Origin of the sequence: Micromonospora sp. NPDC048835 (genome assembly GCF_040649995.1) — a bacterium.
Taxonomy (GTDB): domain Bacteria; phylum Actinomycetota; class Actinomycetes; order Mycobacteriales; family Micromonosporaceae; genus Micromonospora.
On the sequence record NZ_JBEZGM010000009.1, the window covers coordinates 62,929 to 80,315 of the forward strand.

At 71.9% G+C, this 17,387-nt stretch carries 15 protein-coding genes; 5 read left to right on the forward strand and 10 right to left on the reverse strand.

The genetic code is table 11. From position 1 onward, the window contains the following. Window positions 1-3: 3 nt before the first annotated feature. Entirely contained in the window at window positions 4-1,191 is a 1,188-nt protein-coding gene (locus AB0C15_RS13190) for a DUF418 domain-containing protein (protein WP_357351425.1), read from the reverse strand. Window positions 1,192-1,840: 649 nt separating this feature from the next. Further along, window positions 1,841-2,734: a carbonic anhydrase gene (locus AB0C15_RS13195; protein ID WP_357351426.1), complete on the reverse strand. Its 894-nt coding sequence runs from the start codon at window positions 2,732-2,734 to the stop codon at window positions 1,841-1,843. A 128-nt stretch (window positions 2,735-2,862) separates the two neighbouring features. Between AB0C15_RS13195 and AB0C15_RS13200 the strand changes: the two genes are divergently transcribed. Then, window positions 2,863-3,366, forward strand: coding sequence for a hypothetical protein (locus tag AB0C15_RS13200; RefSeq protein ID WP_357351427.1), 504 nt, complete (start codon window positions 2,863-2,865; stop codon window positions 3,364-3,366). Window positions 3,367-3,452: 86 nt separating this feature from the next. Here AB0C15_RS13200 and AB0C15_RS13205 read toward each other — a convergent pair whose 3' ends face one another. Both AB0C15_RS13205 and AB0C15_RS13210 read right to left on the reverse strand, forming a co-directional pair. Further along, window positions 3,453-4,958, reverse strand: a complete 1,506-nt coding sequence (locus tag AB0C15_RS13205) for a DUF1996 domain-containing protein (protein ID WP_357351428.1) — start codon at window positions 4,956-4,958, stop codon at window positions 3,453-3,455. Between the two features lie 243 nt (window positions 4,959-5,201). Continuing rightward, window positions 5,202-6,218 (reverse strand): saccharopine dehydrogenase NADP-binding domain-containing protein, encoded by a 1,017-nt coding sequence (locus tag AB0C15_RS13210; RefSeq protein WP_357351429.1) that lies wholly within the window; start codon window positions 6,216-6,218, stop codon window positions 5,202-5,204. Between the two features lie 94 nt (window positions 6,219-6,312). Between AB0C15_RS13210 and AB0C15_RS13215 the strand changes: the two genes are divergently transcribed. Continuing rightward, a complete protein-coding gene (locus AB0C15_RS13215) occupies window positions 6,313-7,266 on the forward strand; it encodes a helix-turn-helix domain-containing protein (RefSeq protein WP_357351430.1) in 954 nt (317 codons plus the stop codon). A gap of 119 nt (window positions 7,267-7,385) precedes the next feature. Here the strand turns inward: AB0C15_RS13215 and AB0C15_RS13220 are convergent, their stop codons facing one another. The 5 genes from AB0C15_RS13220 to AB0C15_RS13240 form a co-directional block, all read right to left on the reverse strand. Further along, window positions 7,386-9,443, reverse strand: coding sequence for a glycogen debranching N-terminal domain-containing protein (locus tag AB0C15_RS13220; protein ID WP_357351719.1), 2,058 nt, complete (start codon window positions 9,441-9,443; stop codon window positions 7,386-7,388). 12 nt (window positions 9,444-9,455) lie between these two features. After that, a complete protein-coding gene (locus tag AB0C15_RS13225; protein ID WP_357351431.1) occupies window positions 9,456-9,818 on the reverse strand; it encodes an SCP2 sterol-binding domain-containing protein in 363 nt (120 codons plus the stop codon). 79 nt (window positions 9,819-9,897) lie between these two features. Then, entirely contained in the window at window positions 9,898-11,103 is a 1,206-nt protein-coding gene (locus AB0C15_RS13230; RefSeq protein ID WP_357351432.1) for a hypothetical protein, read from the reverse strand. Continuing rightward, window positions 11,090-11,602, reverse strand: coding sequence for a sigma-70 family RNA polymerase sigma factor (locus tag AB0C15_RS13235; RefSeq protein WP_357351433.1), 513 nt, complete (start codon window positions 11,600-11,602; stop codon window positions 11,090-11,092). The genes AB0C15_RS13230 and AB0C15_RS13235 overlap by 14 nt, the downstream gene beginning before the upstream one ends. Before the next feature lie 72 nt (window positions 11,603-11,674). Beyond that, window positions 11,675-12,685 carry a carboxypeptidase regulatory-like domain-containing protein gene (locus AB0C15_RS13240; RefSeq protein ID WP_357351434.1) on the reverse strand — a complete coding sequence of 337 codons (1,011 nt, stop codon included), beginning with the start codon at window positions 12,683-12,685 and terminating at the stop codon, window positions 11,675-11,677. 238 nt (window positions 12,686-12,923) lie between these two features. On the opposite strand from AB0C15_RS13240, the gene AB0C15_RS13245 reads away from it, so the two are divergent. The 3 genes from AB0C15_RS13245 (at window position 12,924) to AB0C15_RS13255 (ending at window position 16,283) form a co-directional block, all read left to right on the forward strand. Further along, window positions 12,924-13,874: an SRPBCC family protein gene (locus tag AB0C15_RS13245; protein WP_357351435.1), complete on the forward strand. Its 951-nt coding sequence runs from the start codon at window positions 12,924-12,926 to the stop codon at window positions 13,872-13,874. A gap of 31 nt (window positions 13,875-13,905) precedes the next feature. Then, the gene (locus tag AB0C15_RS13250) at window positions 13,906-15,078 is read left to right on the forward strand and encodes a zinc-dependent alcohol dehydrogenase (RefSeq protein ID WP_357351436.1); all 1,173 of its coding nucleotides are present in this window, start codon (window positions 13,906-13,908) and stop codon (window positions 15,076-15,078) included. Between the two features lie 818 nt (window positions 15,079-15,896). Next, the gene (locus AB0C15_RS13255; RefSeq protein WP_357351437.1) at window positions 15,897-16,283 is read left to right on the forward strand and encodes a DUF2267 domain-containing protein; all 387 of its coding nucleotides are present in this window, start codon (window positions 15,897-15,899) and stop codon (window positions 16,281-16,283) included. 65 nt (window positions 16,284-16,348) lie between these two features. Here AB0C15_RS13255 and AB0C15_RS13260 read toward each other — a convergent pair whose 3' ends face one another. Next, entirely contained in the window at window positions 16,349-17,371 is a 1,023-nt protein-coding gene (locus tag AB0C15_RS13260) for an LD-carboxypeptidase (protein WP_357351438.1), read from the reverse strand. Between the last annotated feature and the right edge of the window lie 16 nt (window positions 17,372-17,387).

Consider the following 17,387-nt stretch of genomic DNA (forward strand, 5'->3'; position numbering starts at 1 on the left):
ACCCTAGTCGCGGCGGCGATCCCGGTTGGTCCAGGCGCGCAGCGCCCATTCGACCGGCCCGTACCGGAACCGCCGCAGCCACCACGAGCTGGCTGCCACCTGGACCGCGAAGACCACCAGTGCGATCACCAGCGTCTGTGCCGGCGAGGTCCGGCCGACCAGGCCCCACCCGACGCCGCTGAAGACGAGCACGCACACGAGCGACTGGGTCAGATAGTTGGTCAGGGCCATCCGCCCCGCGGGTGCGAACACGTCTGCGACGCGTGGCCGCCGCGTGAACAGGCGCAGCAGGGTAGCGGCGTAGGCGGCGGCCAGGAACGGCGCGGTGACGATGCTGACCATCAGCCCGGTCAGGTTCGCGGTGCCCCCACCGACGGCGAAGACGACGGCGCCGGCAAGCCCGATCGGATAGCCCACCCGTTCGATCCGGCGCAGCAGGTCCGCGTGCGCGGGCACGGAGGCGAGAAAGCGGTGCCTGCCGGCGGCGAGTCCGACGAGGAACGCCGCGAACGCCAGAGGCCCCTGCACGGCGAGGCCGCCGATCATCGCCGGCATCGACCGCAGGTGCTCCAGGACGACGTCACCGGGGCCACCGCCCAGGGCCAGCGTGGAACGCGCGCCGGCGCTGACCGCGGTGGCCTCGTCCGGCACCAGCGTGGCGCCGAGGACCGCGGCGATCCCGACCACGACGGCGATGCCACCGATGATGCCCGCCGCCACGACCAGCGCGGTGCGGGGCGCCATCTGTCGGGCGGCGAGCAGCGCGAGACCGAGCAGCGCGTACGTGGTGAGGATGTCGCCGTGGAACAGCAGCACCGCGTGCAGCACCCCGAGAACGAACAACCCGGAGAGTCGGCGGAGGAACGCCGGGCGGAACGCCACGCCGCGCCGGGCCGCGGAGTCGAGTTGCAGGGTGAAGCTGTAGCCGAAGAGGAAGGCGAACAGCAGGTACGCCTTCATCGCGAACAGCAGCTCCACCGCGCCCGCGACAAGTCGGTCGACGGTGCCGTGCGTCGGGTCGTCGACGAGGTGGAAGTCGTAGCCGGAGCTGAAGAACGCGATGTTGACCAGCAGGATGAGCAGCAGCGCGCTTCCCCGCAGGGCGTCCACGACGGTGATCCGGACGACGGTGTCGCCGGGCGCGGGCTGTGGGTTGCCGTCGGCGGGTCGGCCGATTCGGGTCACATTCATGGTGTTCAGCCTCCGGACCGTGGCCCGCCGCCGGGAGCCTTTTCGTCACAAACACTGTCGTGACGAAAAAGGGCTGATCCCCGGACCGGGGGAGGCGAGTCCCCCCGGGTAGCGATTCGTTCGTCTCGTCGTTCGACCACGGTGAACTCGGATGCGCCGACCGCCGCTGAAACGGAGACAACCATGACCCGCGCAGTTGCTGCGACACCACCACCGCCGCCCTGGGCGCGCCGGGCCGGTCACGTGGCGTGGATCGCCCCCGTACTCGGGTTCATCCCGCTGCACGTGCCATGGATTCTGGGTATTCCGCTGTTCGCCAACCCCGGCCCGTTCCGCGAGTGGTACCACGGTCGTGGGCCAGGGGTGGGGGACCACCCCGTCGACGGTTTCCTGGGCCTGCCGGCCGGCGCGTTCTACCTGGGCCTGCTCTGCGTCCTCGCCGGCCTCGGTGGCGTCCTGGCGCTGGGGCTCATCAAGGACTGGGGGACGGTCTTTCCTCGGTGGGTGCCGTGGCTGCGCGGGCGTCGGGTGCCACCGTGGGTGCCGCTGACACCCACGGTGCTGGGGTCCGCTCTGATGATCGGTTACTCGGCGACCCTGCCGTGGCAGTTCGCGGCGGACCTGACCGAGCCCGGCGCCGACGACATCTTCACCCCGACCGGCGTCCTGATCGGCCTCCCGCTCCTGGTGGCCTGGACGATCGCCTTGCCGATGGCCGGCTGGTCCTACTACCGCCGTACCCGGCTGCCGCGACGCGACCGGCGGCGCTGGTCGGCCTCGTTGGACGACCGCCCAGCGCCACCGCTCTGGCCCAGGATCGGGTGACCGGCCTCAGGCCACCAGCGAGACCCGCCCGCTGTCCAGGTCGTAGCGGGCGCCCACCACACGCAGCGCACCCTCGTTGCACCTTCTCGGCGATGATCGTGCTGCGCGCGCTGAGCGCCCGCACCTGCGCGGCGATGTTGGCCCGGACCCCGTCCTCCACCGGGTCGCCGGGCTGGTCCAGCACCGGCTCGACGACCGGGCGCAGGGCGTCCACGATGGTGCCGACGTGCCCGGGCGCCGTTGCACCGCTGTGGATGGCGTCGATGGTGGCGGTGATCGCGCCGCAGCGTTCGTGGCCGAGGACGACGATCAGCAGGCTGCCGAACTCCTCCACGGCGAACTCGACGCTGCCGAGCAGCAGGTCGTCGACGATGTTGCCGGCGACCCGGTTGTCGAACAGGTCACCCAGCCCCTGATCGAACAGCACCTCGGGGGCCACCCGGGAGTCCGCGCAGCCGACGGTGATGGCGAACGGGTGCTGGCCGGCGGCGAGCCGGTGCAGGTCGGTCAGGCCCTGGTGGGGGTGCCGGCCGTGGCCGGAGGTGAACCGCCGGTTGCCGGCCAGCAGGCGACGCAGCGCCTCGGCCGGCGTGTCGACCGGGGTCTCGGCTGGCGCGGCGATGGCGGCGGACGGGCTGGCTGCGGCCGCGCCGAGCGCCACGGCGGCGGCGCCACCGGCGGTCAGCAGCGAACGGCGGGACAGGTGGGAACGTGCCACGATCATCTCCCTGAGGTAAGGCGATTCGCCTCTTCCTACCAGCCCGCCGTCCACAGTGGTGCCCCCGCTCCAGCTCACGGCGCCAAGCAAATTGATCAGCGTCCGGACATCGGCTATCGTCCGCGTCCGTGAAATCTTCCCGTCTTGCTTCCGCCATGTTGATCCTTGCCGTCTCGACGACCCTCGCCGCCTGTGGTGACGGTGACAAGGCGACCACCGCCGGATCCGCCACACCCGCTCCCACCTCCGCAGCCGCGACCGCGGTGGCCACCTCCGCTGCCGCCACGCCGTCGTCCGCCGCGGCGGGCTCGGCGACCGACAAGCAGCTCTGCGAGGCGGTGAAGAAGGCCAGCGACGAGATGCGGGCCGAGATGGTGAAGGTCGTCACGACCGGCGAGGGGTCGGCGGCGGACTTCAAGAAGATCCTGACCGGGCTGGAGCAGAAGGTGACCACTGTCGCCGCGACCGGCGACGGCAAGCTCGTCGACGCCCTGCGGGCGTTCGCCGCTGAGGCGGCCAAGGCCGCAGCCGCGGCGGACCCGGCGACCGCAGCCGACAACCCGGCCTTCGAGAAGGCCGGCAAGGACATCAGCACCGCGTGCAAGGCGCAGGGCGTCACCATGGTCCTCTGACCATCGCGGCCTGATCAGGTCGGGTGTGACGACGAACGGCCCCCACGCTCAGGCGTGGGGGCCGTTCCTGTGCGCGCAGGCGGGGGTCAGCCGCCGGCGAAGGTCGTGTCGATGCCGCACTTCGCGTTCTGGTTGAGGCAGGACTTGACCAGGTCGGCGAGACGCTCCGGCTCCCAGGCGTTCATGAAGTCGCCGTGCATGGACGACGGCTTGCCGGAGGAGAGGCTGAGGCCGTCGCCACCAAGCGACTCATAGTTGACCATGAAGGAGAGGTCCGGCACGGCCACCGGGTACTTCCCGGTGCAGACACCGTTCACCGGGTCGCCCATGTGCGACTTGTGATCGGGGGAGTCGATGTTCTTGCCGTCCCAGCAGTCCTTGAACACGAGCTGGAAGATCAGGTTGCCACCGGAGGCGCACCTCGGCCAGTTGCCGTCCGTGCTGCGGCCGATCTCGGCGCTGCCCGCGCACCAGAACTGGTTGCTACCGGCGTTCTTCGGAGTGTCCACCTGCCGCTTGGCGTCGCCCTCGACCACCACCAGGCCCGGCGGGAAGGGCTTGACGGTCGACGGGTCCTTGACCCGCGAGCCGTAGTAGATGCGCATGCTCTTGATCGGCACGGCCTTGCCGTCCTTGCGCAGCTCCGGGACCCAGTAGGCGCTCTTGTCCCCGGGTGCGTTGCAGGTGTTCGCCGCGGCGAACAGCTTGTCCGTCGTGGTGAAGGCGTCGATCTTCGGGCCGAAGAACGTGTGCATGTGCGAGGCGCCCGAGAGGCCCGGCAGGACGATCGGGTCGTCCGGGGCCGAGTTCGCGACGCCGCAGTCGGTGTGGAACTCGGGCACCCGGGTGGTGCCCGGCGGCACCGCCTTCGGCGTGAGGGCGTTGAAGGCGGCCAGTTCCCTGTTCCACTTGGCCTGGTCGACCGGCACCCAGCCACCGGCCGGCGGCGTGCTCGGCGGGACCGACGTCGACGGGGATGCGGTGGAGCTCGGCGGGGCCGAGGGGGCGGCCGACGTGCTCGCCGTCGCTGACGCGCTAAGTGAGGTGCCCGTCGCGGGGCCGAACGTGAACCAGTTCAGGTTCACGAAATCCGACGTGACGGTGCTCTTCACGACCGCGAAGACGGTCTGCGGGCCGGCCGGCACACCCGACGCCTTCGCGGTGGCGGTCTTCCACTTCTGCCAGCCGCCGGTCGAGGTGATGGGGAAGCTGGCCAGTAGTTGACCGTTCTGCGTGCCGAGGCGCAACTCGACGGCGCCGCCGACGGAGTTGTGCGAGGCGAACCGGGCGGTCAGGTCGGCGCCCGTCACCGACACGCCGTCGTAGCGCAGCCAGTCGCCGCTGGCCAGCCAGCCGACGTTGCGGCCGCCGTCGGCGTCGCCGGTGCCCTCGGTCTGTGCACCGGACTGCGCCGCGAAGGCCTCCGCCTGCACCCGGCCGGGTACGGCGACCTCTTCGGCCTGAGCGCCGGCGATGTAGATGCCACTGCCGGCGAGTGCGGCGACGACAGCGGAGGCGAGCGTGACGCGGGCGAGGCGGCGGCGCTTTCGCGCCCGGTCCGGCGGTGCGACGTGCGCGGGGGGAGTCCGCATTACCAGTGGTTTCCTTCGAGTCGACGACAAAGCTTCTGTCGGAAGGAGTATGTGCACGTCAGGGGCCTGATTCAACTCGCGGGGAAAGAATTAAGGGGGCCGTTTGGCAAGTGCCCTGGCAGCCGGCTCGGCGGCCCCGGATGACAATTTTTCCTCCGTATAGTCTTAAGTCTTCTTTAAGTTCGGTCGTCCCGTCCCGGTTCAGTGATTACGGATTTTGGGGAACGAATTGTGGTCGAATTCTCAGCCCCGGTCGCTGACCGTTTCGACAGTGACGGCCGGCGACAGCGCGCGCAGGAAGTCGGCCGCGTCGAACATCTCGCCGGCGGGGGCGACGCCGCTGGTCCTCGTCCGACCATCGAGGATGCGCCGGACCGCCTCCACGGCCAGGGGCGCGCTGACCGCGTAGATGTCCTGCCCACTGGCCACGACGCGGCGGCGCGCGTCGCCGCGACGCACGACGACGTCGACGGTGAACGTCTGCGCTGACCGGCCCCGCTCGTCGACGGCGACCGGCGCTGCCGCGGCGACCAGGTCGGTGGCGGCGTCGACGGTCATGTAGGTGCGGACCTCGGGTATGACCAGGTGACGGGGGATGGTGACGATGTCGGCCATGCTGAACTCCCCGAAGACGGCGCGCCGGCCCAGCGGCGGGGGGAAGTCCCAGTCCACCCTCGGCAGCTCCCCACCCGAGTGGTACTCCAACCGGCCGCCGGCGTAGCGGACCCGGCGGCCGGCGCGGCGCTCGCGGGAGACGACGCCCGCGGCGACCGTCCCGGCCGTCGGGTGCCAGCTGCTCAGTCCGTACGCGACGTGCGCCTCGTCGGCCGACGTCCAGTCGCCCATCGCCGTCGTCGCGAGCAGGTCGCCGAGCCCACCGAAGAAGGCCATCGCCGGCACCACCGCGACACCGGCCGCTCGGGCCGGTTCGGTGAAGTGCGCGAACGTGTCGAGGTTCGCCTCGATCTCGGCCGCCACGTCCACGTACGGGATCCCGGCGCGCAGCGCGGCCTCGATCACGCCGGGGGCGGTCGACGCGAACGGTCCGGCGCAGTTGACGACCGCGTCCACGCCGGCCAGCGCCGCGTCGAGCGAGGCCGGATCATCGACCGACGCCACCCGGTGGTCGAGCCCGAACGCTGCCAACCGGCGCGGGTCACGGCCCACCGGCAGGGCGCCGAACCCGCGCTCACGCAGCTCCGCCATCACGAACCGTCCGGTGTGCCCGTACGCCCCGAACACCGCCACGTGGTAACCCACAACTGCCCCCTCGGAAGATCGACTGGGTCCAGCCTCGCGCAGCGGCCGGCGACCAGCCAGCGTCGGGAACGCCAACTCCCGTACAGTTTCGGACATGGCCCTTGTCGCGATCGCCGCCACCGACGGGATGCTGCACCTTGAGCTGGCGCTGGCCTGCGAGGCATTCGCCCACGACCCATCCGGCCTGGCCGACCCCTGGTACGACGTGGTGATCTGCGGCCCCCACCCGGTCCGGGTCGGCCGCTTCCTGGTGGAGCCCGACGACGGGCTGGACCGCCTCGCCCGCGCCGACACCGTGATCATCCCGTCGGTCGAGGACGTCGACGGGGACCTACCCCCCGACCTGCTCGACGCGGTCCGCGCGGCCCACTCGGCGGGCGCCCGGATGGTCTCGCTGTGCACCGGCGCGTTCGTGCTGGCCGCCGCCGGGGTGCTCGACGGGCAGCGCGCCACCACCCACTGGGCCCACACAGAGGTGCTGGCCGCCCGCTATCCCCGGGTACGCGTCGACCCGGACGTGCTCTACGTCGACAACGGCGCCGTGCTCGCCTCCGCCGGCAAGGCCGCCGCGATCGACCTGTGCCTGCACCTGATCCGCCGCGACCACGGCTCGACGGTCGCCAACGCCGTTGCCCGGCGCCTGGTCGTACCACCGCACCGCGCCGGCGGTCAGGCCCAGTACGTCACCACCCCGGTGCCCGCCCGCGACGACCACCCGCTGGCCACCCTGTTCCCCTGGGCGCTGGCCCGCCTTGACCGGCCACTGACCGTCGAGGACCTGGCCCGGCAGGCGAACATGAGCTCACGCAACCTGGCTCGCCACTTCCGGTCGGCCACCGGCACCACCCCACTGCTGTGGCTGTCGACGCAGCGCGTCCGCCGTGCCCAGGAGCTGCTGGAGAACACCGACGACAGCATCGACGCCGTCGCCGAGGCGGCCGGCATGGGCACCGCCGCGACAATGCGTCGACACTTCCACCGCACCGTCGGCGTGCCCCCGGACGCGTACCGGCGTACCTTCCGGGCCACCAGATCCACCGTCGGCTGAGTCCCGACCGGGGTACGCGCGGACGCCGACCACCCCGCCCGTCGAGTGGGAGACCGACGCGCTGTGGGTGGGCTGGCTCGACTGGCTGCGCGAGACGCGCGCCCACGGCGGCTGCACCGTCAACTGACCGGGCCGCCGCCGCTGTCCGGGCGTTGCCGGGCGAACGCGTCGCGCTTGCCCCACCGGCCGGGGATGTCCAGCAGCGCGATCCGCCCGAAGGCGGACGGCAGCGCCGGGTCCACGGCCAGGTGGTCGTCGTGCGGGTTGATCCCGAGCATGGTGCGGATCAGCAGCATGCAGGCCCCGCTGGACCACGCCTGCGGGCTGCCGGCGGTCGGGTACCGGATCGGGAACCGGGTGGTGTCGCGGTCGAACCCGCCGAACGCCTCGGGTAGCCGACCCTCGAAGTAGGTCGCGGCGGAGAGGATGCCCTCGGCGATGCGGGCCGCCTCACCGCCGAACCCGTAGCGGCGCAGACCCCAGGCGATGAACGAGTTGTCGAACGGCCAGACCGTGCCGTTGTGGTAGCCGAGCGGGTTGTAGCGGCGCTGCCCCTCGGCGAACGTCCGCACCCCCCACCCGGAGAAGAGCGCCGGACCCATCAGGTGCTCGACCACCCGGGGCGCCCGCTCCGGTGGCACGATGCCACTCCACAACAGGTGCCCGATGTTCGACGACAGGCTGTCGACAGGGGTGCCGTCGTGGTCGAGCGCGAGGGCGTAGAAGCCGCGGTCCTCCAACCAGAAGTCCCGGTTGAAGCGGTCGTACAGGGCCGCCGCCTCACTCTCCAACTGCTCGGCGTAGGCGGGGTCACCCCAGACGGTACGGGCCAGCCGGGCTCCCCGGATCTTCGCGTCGTAGGCGTACCCCTGGACCTCGCAGGTGGCCCGCGGGAAGCCCGGCAGCCGGCCGTCGGCGTAGGAGATGCTGTCCCAGGAGTCCTTCCAGCACTGGTTGTCCAGGCCGGTGGCCCGATTGCGTCGCTGGTACCAGACGTAGCCGGTGGAGGTCAGGTCCGCGTACCTGTCGATCCAGGCCAGCGCCGCGCGGGCCTCCTGCTCCAACTCCAACGCCAACGCGGTGTCGCCGCTCCACCGCTCGTACTCGTCGAGCAGCACCACGAACAACGGTGAGGCGTCCACCGTGCCGTAGTACGGCGAGTGCGGCTGCTCCTCGAACGCGGCCGACTCCCCGTAGCGCAGCTCGTGCAGGATCCGACCCGGGTCCTCCTCCAGCACGTCGTCGGTGCGGGCGCCCTGCAGCGACGCGAGGATCCGCAGTGTCGGTGGGGTCAGCGACGGGGTGACCGGCAGGGTCTGCAGACAGGTCAACAGGCTGTCCCGACCGAACAGGGTCATGAACCAGGGCAACCCGGCGGCGGGCACACTCGCGCCGCTGAGGGAGAGCGGGGCGAAGCGCAGCGCGGCCAGGTCCACCAGGCTGCGATGGTAGACCTGCTGGAGGTCGACGCTCTCGGTGTCCAGGGTCGGGGCCGACGCCACCCAGGCCCGCACGCTCCTGGGCAGGGTGGACTCGTCCGGTCGTTGGGCGCGCAGGGCGGAGCGCAGGTCGACACCGTCCGGTCGCAGCGCCAGCATGGCGGCCTGCAGCCGGGTCGACCACTGCTCCCCGGGGCGCAGCCGGACCGCGAACCGGAGGCCGCTCGGATCGAACTCGGCGGGCTCACTCGCCGACACCACGACCTCACGGCGGTACGTGCCGCGCCGGTAGCCCAGACGCAGCTCGTCCGCACCGACGTGCGTGTAGTGGGCACCGGCCTTGTCACCGATGTCGAACTTGATCTCGAAGATGTCGGCGAAGTCGGCGGCCACCTCCAGGCGTACGTCGAGGGTCATGTCCCGCTCGCCGTAATTGAAGATCGTCAGCGACTCGGTGAGGTCCGGGCCGATGCGCCGGCGTCGAATGGCCGACACGTCGGCCTGCACGTAGTCCACCGCCCCGCCCGGCACCACGAAGAACGTGACCTCGAAGTACTGGCTGTCGTCCACCGACAGCGCGGTCATGCACTCGCCGTTCACGGTGAGCATCCAGCGGGACAGGAACCGGGTGTCGGCGGCGAAGAGGCCGACCGGGGTGCTCGGCGACGACTCCACGTCGCCGCTGGCGTCGGAGACCATGAAGGTGTTCCCGTCGATGCACGCCACCGTGCCCGCGATGTCCCGCATCGGTCACGCCCCGCTGTCCGGGTCGTCGCCGTGCGGCGGCCCGGGTTCGCGGGGAAACAGTCGCCCGATGCGCAACGCCAGGGCGAGGTCACCGTCGACCAGGATCTCGCCCCGGGTGATCGCCGCCAGACCGTTCACCTCACCCCGTGCCATCGCCTCCGCCACCTGCGCGGACACCTTGATCACCGTGGTGGCGGGACCACCGCTGCGGGTCACCCGCATCTGGCCATGGTCGATGTCCAGCAGCCACTGCTCCAGGTGGCCGCCGTCGCGGATGTCGAACCGCACGCTCCCACAGACCTTGCTGAACCGCGGGTCCTGGCCGGCGACCGTCAACCGCTCGAAGAAGGCGCTGGTCTCCGACATCCCACCTCCTCGGCCGCTGGTCAGAGCGCATGCCGGCTACCCGGTGCGGATCACTCCTAACGTTTGCGGTGCCCCTCGTTCAGGGAGCGAGCGAGAAGCGGGTCCAGGTGGTGCCGTCAGTGGTGACGAGGAGATGGTCCGGCTCGCCTGTCGACCCGTCGTCGCGCCCGAAGATCCACGCGTAGCCGGGCGCGACACTGACCGCGCCGACGAGCCGGCCGTACTCCCGGGCGACGGTGAAGTGCTGCCCGTCGTCCCGGCTGACCAGCAGTCGAGCACGGCGGTCGGGTTCGGTGCCCTCGCCGGCGGTGATCGCCAACAGGGACCGGTCCGACCCCACCGTGAGGTCGTAGTGGCCCCTGCCCGGCAGTTGGGCGCCGGTGTCCGTCCAGGTCTTCGCGCCGTCCGTGGTCCGCAACAGCCGGAGCCCACCTTCCGCGGTCGACGGTTCGGTCAGCACATATCCTTCCCGCTCGTCGATGCCGACCGCGGTGAGCGCGCCCTGATCGCTCATCTCCCACGCGGTCCAGGTCGCGCCCCGGTCGGCGCTGCGCGCGACGGTCGACCCCGCGCCCCTCCCCATCCGGTACGTGGCCCAGATGCTGCCGTCCGCCGCCGGGTAGAGGCTGTACAGCGGGCGCCACGACGGCGCCGCGGCGGTGAGGCGGTACACCGTTCCACTCGTGGGGTCCACCGCCAGGGGCTCGGACACCGGCGCGCAGCCGAAGCCACAGGCGACGGGTCGGGCCGTTGCCGGGAACGCGGGCACCGCGACGATCGCGGCATCCGCGTTGCGCCAGGTGCGGCCGTAGTCGGTGGAGACCTGCGCCAGCCCCGAGTCGGTGACCAGGTAGGACCGCTCCCCGAGGACGAAGAAGCCGGTGCCGCTGCCCGGCGTCCCGGCGGCGGTGCCGGCCACACACCGAGTGCCCTCGAAACGCGCCGCGTCCCAGTCCGACCAGCCGCGGCCACCGTCGCCGGTGTAGGAGAAGCGCACGACACAGCCGTCCTGCCGCACGTCGACCCCGGAGCTCGGCCCGGTCAGCGTGAACTGGCTGTACTGTCCATCCGACGGTGTCGGCGGGTCGGCCGGCGCGACCCGGTCCGGCTCGGCCACCAGCGGTACGACCGCCAGCCCGGCCACCGCCACGAGTGCGGCCGCGGCCATCGCGACCACCCGGCGCCGCCGCGACCGGGCGGTGCTGCGCAACTGGTCGAGGGGCGGCGGCGAGACGGCCTCGGTGACGGTGTCCACGTCGAATCCGGGGAACTCACGACCCGACATCGATCCTCCCGGTTTCCGTAGCGTCCGTGTCGGCAAGCAGCGCGGCCAGGGCGACCCGACCCCGCGACAGCCGGGACTTCACCGTCCCGGACGTCACGCCGAGCGTGGCGGCGACCTCGTCCACCGGCAGGTCGACGAGGTAGTGCAGCGCCAACGCGTGCCGCTGCCCCTCGGGCAGCGCGCGCAGCGCGGCGAGCAGGGCGAGGTGCTCCGGGGAGTGGTCGGCGACGGCCGGCGGCGCACCGATGCGGCGCAGCAGGCCGTCGTATATCCGGCGACGACGAAACCGACTGCGGGCCCAGTTCACCGCGAACCGACGCAACCAGGCCTCCGGGTTCTCCAGCCCGGCGAACCGACCCGGCGCCACAAGCGCCCGGGTGAACGCCTCCTGGACCGCCTCCTGCGCCTCGTTCAGGTCGCCGGTCACCGCGTACACCTGGACGACCAGGCGTCGAAAACAGCCGGCATACAGCTCGGAGATCAGATCGCCGTCGGACACCGCCACCTCCCTTCCCCTCACTCCCACCCACGGGCGGGGAAGAAGGTTCCGGTCGACGGCCAGAATCCGCCGTCAGTCGATGGGGAAGTCCACCACGACCGGCGCCCGTCGGACCCGCACGGGGGTCGCGGCGTCGAAGCCGGCGGCGTCGCGGTGCCACACCGGCGGGGCGTACGCGCAGTCACAGCGCAGCCGCACCCGCTGACCGGGGAGCAGGCGCAGGGCGTACCCGTTGCCCACGTCCGCCACGCCGGCCAGGTCCCCGGTGGCCGCGTCGAACGCGAGCACCTGGGCGTAGGTGAGCAGCTCGTCGACCACCACCGCTCCGCCCAGCGGGATGCCGGCGGGCAGCGCCTGGTTCAGGGTCGCTGTCAGCCCGGCGCGGACCCGCACCGTCCGCGCCTGCGCCCGGGCGCCCACCCCACCGGACCACACGGTGGCCAGCCCGCCCGCGGCGAACTGCACCGGCCAGTGGTACGGGCCGAGGCCGCTGATCGTGTAACGGCCCTCCTCGTCGGTCATGGGGCCGTGGTCGTCGTTCTTCGGGTCCGTCACGTAGGGCACGACCATCACCCGCGCGCGCGGCACCGGCGCGCCGGTCGCCGCGTCGGTCACCACCCCGACGACGGTGCCCGCCGGGTCGAGTCGGACGGTCGGCGCACCGACCACCGCACCGGGGCGGACCTGGACCACCTGCGCCCGCTCGCGCTCACCGGTGCCGCCGTGCCGGCCGACCCACTGCCAGCCGTACCCCGGCGGGTAGATGGAGTTGACCAGCAGCCGGTACCCGCCGGGGGCGACCTCGCTGGTCACCAGAACGCCCTGGTCGTCGGAGCAACCCCCGCCCCGGCCGAGCTGGTCCTCACCGAGGGTGACCGCCGCCAGGGCCGCGGCGTCCACCGGGACGAGCGCGGCGCAGACCCGGGGGACCGGCGCGCCGGTCGCCGCGTCGCGCACGACGGTGCGGACGGCGCCGGGCTCGGACGACCCGGGGGTACGCGCGGCGGCCGGGGCGGTGGCGTCAACGACGAGCAGGGCGACGGCGATGGTGGCGGTGAGGTGGCGCAGGAGTGTGCGACTCACGGGCGTGGTCCCTCCGTGTCGTGGCATGGTGAGCAGACGCTAACGGTCAGTAGATGATCCAAATCGGTCAATGTCGCGTTCCTGACTGAGGTGGGCCGACAACCCACTCGTGCCGCGCGAATGCCGCGTTATGCCCGAACGTGGCGCAGAGGTCACGGGTACCGCATAGCGTCACGGGGGCGGAACCACCGCTCGTCCCGCCGCACCGGCGGCGACGCCCACCGGAGAGGGACCGGACATGAGTCGTGTCGACACTGTGCTCCTGCCGGAGCTGGACGGGCCGGTGCCGGCGACGCTGCCCAGCGCGCTCGGCCTGCTGAGCCTGGCCCTGGGAGCCGGCGCGCTCGTCGCCCCCGGAGCCGTCGCGCGACTGACCGGGGTGGACGACACCCCGGCCGCGCGCTCCGTGCTCCCCGCCATCGGTCTGCGGGAGCTGGGCAGCGCCGCCGGCCTGCTCAGCGGCCGCCGACCCGCCGGGTGGGCCTGGAGCCGGGTAGCCGGCGACGCGATGGACCTCACCCTGCTTGGACGGGCCCTCGCCGACCGTGACGCTGAACGCCGCCGCCGGGTCGCGTTGACCACCCTCGCCATCGCCGGCGTCACCGCCGTCGACGTGCTCTCCGCCATCCGCATCGGCCGGGCGCGCCGGGCCCGCGCCCGGGTGATCCGGATGGAGATCGCGGTGACGGTGAACCGGTCGCCGGCCGAGGCGTACCGGTTCTGGCGGGACATGGAGAACCTGCCCCGGTTCATGGCGCACCTGGAATCCGTCCGCGCCGACGACCTGCGCCGCTCACACTGGATCGCCCGTGGCCCGGCCGGGCGCCGGGTCGAGTGGGACGCCGAGATCATCGACGACCAGCCGAACAAGTCGATCACCTGGCGGTCGATGCCCGGGACCCGGGTGCCAAACGCCGGGCGGGTCCGGTTCGTGCCCGCCCCCGGCGACCGGGGGACCGAGGTGCGGGTCGAGCTGCGTTACGCGCCGCCGGCCGGCGCGCTCGGCCGCGCGGTGGCGAAGCTCTTCGGCGAGGAACCCGAGCAGCAGGTCCGTGACGACCTGCGCCGGTTCAAGCAGGTGCTGGAGACCGGCGAGGTGGTCCGCTCCGAGGGCAGCCCCACCGGCATCTCCGTACGCCAACAGGCCATGCAGCGCCCCGCCCAGCCGCTGCCGGCGTCCCGCCGCTGACCGCCCGGGGCTCGTTCGAAAGGGACCGAGAATGAAGGCCACCGCCTGGATGGGACCCGACAGCGTCAAGGTCATCGACGTACCCGACCCGAGCATCATGAACGCCCGGGACGCGATCGTCCGGGTCAGCACCACGGCAATCTGCGGCTCCGACCTGCACCTCTACCACGGCTACATCCCCGCCATGCGCAAGGGCGACATCCTCGGCCACGAGTTCATGGGCGAGGTCGTCGAGGTGGGCCCCCAGGTCCGCAACCTCAAACCGGGTGACCGGGTGGTGGTGCCCTTCCCGATCGCCTGCGGGCACTGCTCGTCCTGCCAACGCGGCCTCTACTCGGTCTGCGAGAACTCCAACCCGAACGCCGGCATCGCCGAGAAGATCATGGGGCACTCGCCGGCCGGCATCTTCGGCTACTCCCACCTGCTCGGCGGCTACGCCGGTGGTCAGGCCGAGTACGCCCGGGTGCCGTTCGCCGACGTCGGCCCGGTCACGGTGCCCGACGACGTCAGCGACGACCAGGCGGTGATGCTCGCCGACGTGTTTCCGACCGGCTACATGGGCGCCGAGATGTGCGACATCAAACCCGGGCAGGTGATCGCGATCTGGGGCGCCGGGCCGGTCGGGCTGCTCGCCGCGGCCAGCGCCCGGCTGCTCGGCGCCGAGCGGGTGATCGTCATCGACCGCTTCCCGTACCGGCTGCGACTGGCCCAGGAGCACCTCGACGCCGAGACGATCAACTACGAGGACGTCGACGTGCTGGACACGCTCAACGAGATGACCGCCGGCCGGGGCCCCGACGCGTGCATCGACGCGGTGGGCCTGGAGGGCCACCACGGCAACGCCGCCATGTACGCGTACGACCGGGCCAAGCAGGTCGCCCGGGTCGAGACGGAACGGCCGTTCGCGCTGCGACAGGCGATCCTCGCCTGCCGCTCCGGAGGTGTGGTGTCGGTCGTCGGCGCGTACGGCGGCTTCGTCGACAAGTTCCCGATGGGCGCGTTCATGAACAGGTCGCTGGTCATGCGTACCGGTCAGTGCCACGTCCAGCGCTACACCAGACCACTGCTGGAACACATCCGGCGCGGCGAGATCGACCCGAGCTTCATCGTCAGCCACCGGATGCCGCTGCGTGACGCCCCGAAGGGCTACAAGATCTTCCAGAAGAAGCAGGACGACTGTACGAAGGTGCTGCTCAAGGTCTGACCCCTCCGCTCGACAGCCCTGTCCCGCCCGGCCCGCGCAACTCCGGCAACGCCCCGTCCCGCCCCGCCCGGCCCGGCCCGCGTCGATCTAGCAGTTTCGGTCGTCGATAAGCGCAGTATGCCCCCGATGCCGGGACACCAAGCGCAAGATCGCGACCCACCAACGTCGATCATGGAGTTGTGGTGCCTGGTTTGGGGCTATTAAAGGTACTTTGCGGCCCACCACAACTCCATGATCGACGGGGGAGTAGGGCCGCCGGGGCGCGGGTGGGTTGGGGTGGTTTGGGGTGGTTTGGGGTGCGGTGGGTTGGGGTGGGCGGGGGACGCTGTCCGCGCTGCCTTTGGAGCTGATGTCGCAAACGAATCACGGTGCGACGGCTGTGCTGTCGCGAGCGAGGGATGGCCGTGATGTCGCCGGCGAGCGACGGCCAGGACGTTGCGAACGCGCGACCGCCGGCCGTGATGTCGCAAACGGTTCAGCTCCAAAGGCTGTCCATCTCCATTGCGGGCCGGCGGTGGTCGTGGGGTCGCGGTTACCGTGTCGGCTATGGATGGTGTCGGTGCCGCCGCGCACGGGACAACTGATCTCCCTGGCCGGGCCTGCGAGTTCCGGGCCGGTCAGTGGCGCGACGGCCACCTCTACAGCCGGCTGCGTGACGACCCGCCCCCTGCGGCGCCAGCCCAGGGTGCCCTGACCGCTTGCTGACGGGCCGTCCGGTTCGGTGGACCAGCCTGTTTGTGGCCGAGGACCCAGGGAACTCGCCCCGTTCGTCCGCCGGCAGGCCGCACGGCCCGCCGAGGAGACGGAAGGAGCGGGTCATGGAGTACGACCAGATGATCGCCACGGTACGACAGCGCGCGGGTCTCGGGGAGAACGAGGCCGTGCGGTCCGTGCAGGCCGTCCTGTCGGTGCTCGGAGAACGGCTCGCCGGACAGGAGGCCGACAACCTGGCGGCCCAGCTACCGGACCGGTTGAACGGGTCCGTCACCCGGAACCCGCAGGGCCGACGGTGGGACGTCGGCGAGTTCCTGAAGAACGTCGGCGACCGCGAGCAGGTCGCGAACGCGGACCAGGTGCGCGAACATGCCCAGGCGGTGCTGCGTACCGTCGCCGAGGCGCTCAACGACGACGAGCGGCACGACCTGCTCGCCCAGTTGCCCGGCGGCATCATCGACCTCTTCGGCGTGCCCACCCCGCGCGGCTGAGCGTCGCCCGCGCCGCGACCGGCCGGACCGGCCGGTCCCGGCGGCGTGTGCGTCGGCACCGGAGGTCAGCGGGGGCGAACTCCGGCCTCCACGGTCAGGGTCCCGGCGGCGGCGTCGATCGTGGCCCGCGCGCCGAGCGGCACGGTGAGCTGCCCGTTGCCGTGCCCCAGCCGCAGCCCGCCCAGGACCGGCACACCCAGGTCGTACAGGCGGTCCTTCAGCACCGCCGCCGCGTCCCACTCGCCCGCCCCGCCGACGCTGTTGGTGATCTGACCGACGACCACCCCGGCGAGCCGGGACAGCGCGCCCACCCGGCGAAGCTCGGTCAGCATCCTGTCGATGCTGTACGGAGCCTCGTCCACGTCCTCGAAGAACAGGATCGCGCCGTCGAACCTCGGGAGGTCCCCGGCGCCGAACGAGGTGGAGAGCAACGTCAGGCAACCGCCGAGCAGAGGGCCGGACGCCCGCCCCGGCACCACCACGGAGGCCGCCGTCTCGGCCGGGTCCCTGGTGAGCGTGACGGGCGCGGTGGTCATCACCGCCTGACGCAGTGCCTCGGCCGACTCCGGGCCGGTGCGGACGTCGTTCCAGTTGACCATCGGGCCGTAGAAGGTGACCAGGCCGGCCTCGCGCCAGAGCTTGCCCTGAATGCTGGTGATGTCGCTGAAACCGACCACCACCCGAGGATCCCGGCGCAGAGCGGAGACGTCGATCTGGTCGACGATGCGTTGGGTGCCGTAACCGCCGCGGGCGGCGAAGACCGCACGAACCCCGGGGTCGGTGAGCGCGGCGTTGAGGTCCGCCAGCCGCTGCGCGTCGGTGCCGGCCAGGTAGCCGTACCTGGCGTAGATATGCTCGCCCAGCTCGACCTCCAGACCCCAGCCGCGCAGGATCTCGATGCCGCGACCCATCAGGGTGGGATCCGGAGTCCGACCGGGTGCCACCACTCGTACCCGGTCACCGGGGGCCAGCACCGGCGCCCGCAGTGCCCGCTTCGCACCACCCGGAGCAGCGGCCTGCGCCCCCGTCGGCGCTGCCGTGCCGACGAGCGCGGCGCCGCCGGCAGCCGCCGCGCCCATCCGCAGCATGCGCCGACGGGACAGG

Bases quoted from the DNA above. Each gene is read 5' to 3' on its own strand.
- AB0C15_RS13190 (WP_357351425.1), bottom strand. From the start codon at position 1,191: ATGAATGTGACCCGAATCGGCCGACCCGCCGACGGCAACCCACAGCCC.
- AB0C15_RS13205 (WP_357351428.1), bottom strand. From the start codon at position 4,958: ATGCGGACTCCCCCCGCGCACGTCGCACCGCCGGACCGGGCGCGAAAG.
- AB0C15_RS13215 (WP_357351430.1), top strand. From the start codon at position 6,313: ATGGCCCTTGTCGCGATCGCCGCCACCGACGGGATGCTGCACCTTGAG.
- AB0C15_RS13225 (WP_357351431.1), bottom strand. From the start codon at position 9,818: ATGTCGGAGACCAGCGCCTTCTTCGAGCGGTTGACGGTCGCCGGCCAG.
- AB0C15_RS13230 (WP_357351432.1), bottom strand. From the start codon at position 11,103: ATGTCGGGTCGTGAGTTCCCCGGATTCGACGTGGACACCGTCACCGAG.
- AB0C15_RS13245 (WP_357351435.1), top strand. From the start codon at position 12,924: ATGAGTCGTGTCGACACTGTGCTCCTGCCGGAGCTGGACGGGCCGGTG.
- AB0C15_RS13250 (WP_357351436.1), top strand. From the start codon at position 13,906: ATGAAGGCCACCGCCTGGATGGGACCCGACAGCGTCAAGGTCATCGAC.
- AB0C15_RS13255 (WP_357351437.1), top strand. From the start codon at position 15,897: ATGGAGTACGACCAGATGATCGCCACGGTACGACAGCGCGCGGGTCTC.
- AB0C15_RS13260 (WP_357351438.1), bottom strand. From the start codon at position 17,371: ATGCTGCGGATGGGCGCGGCGGCTGCCGGCGGCGCCGCGCTCGTCGGC.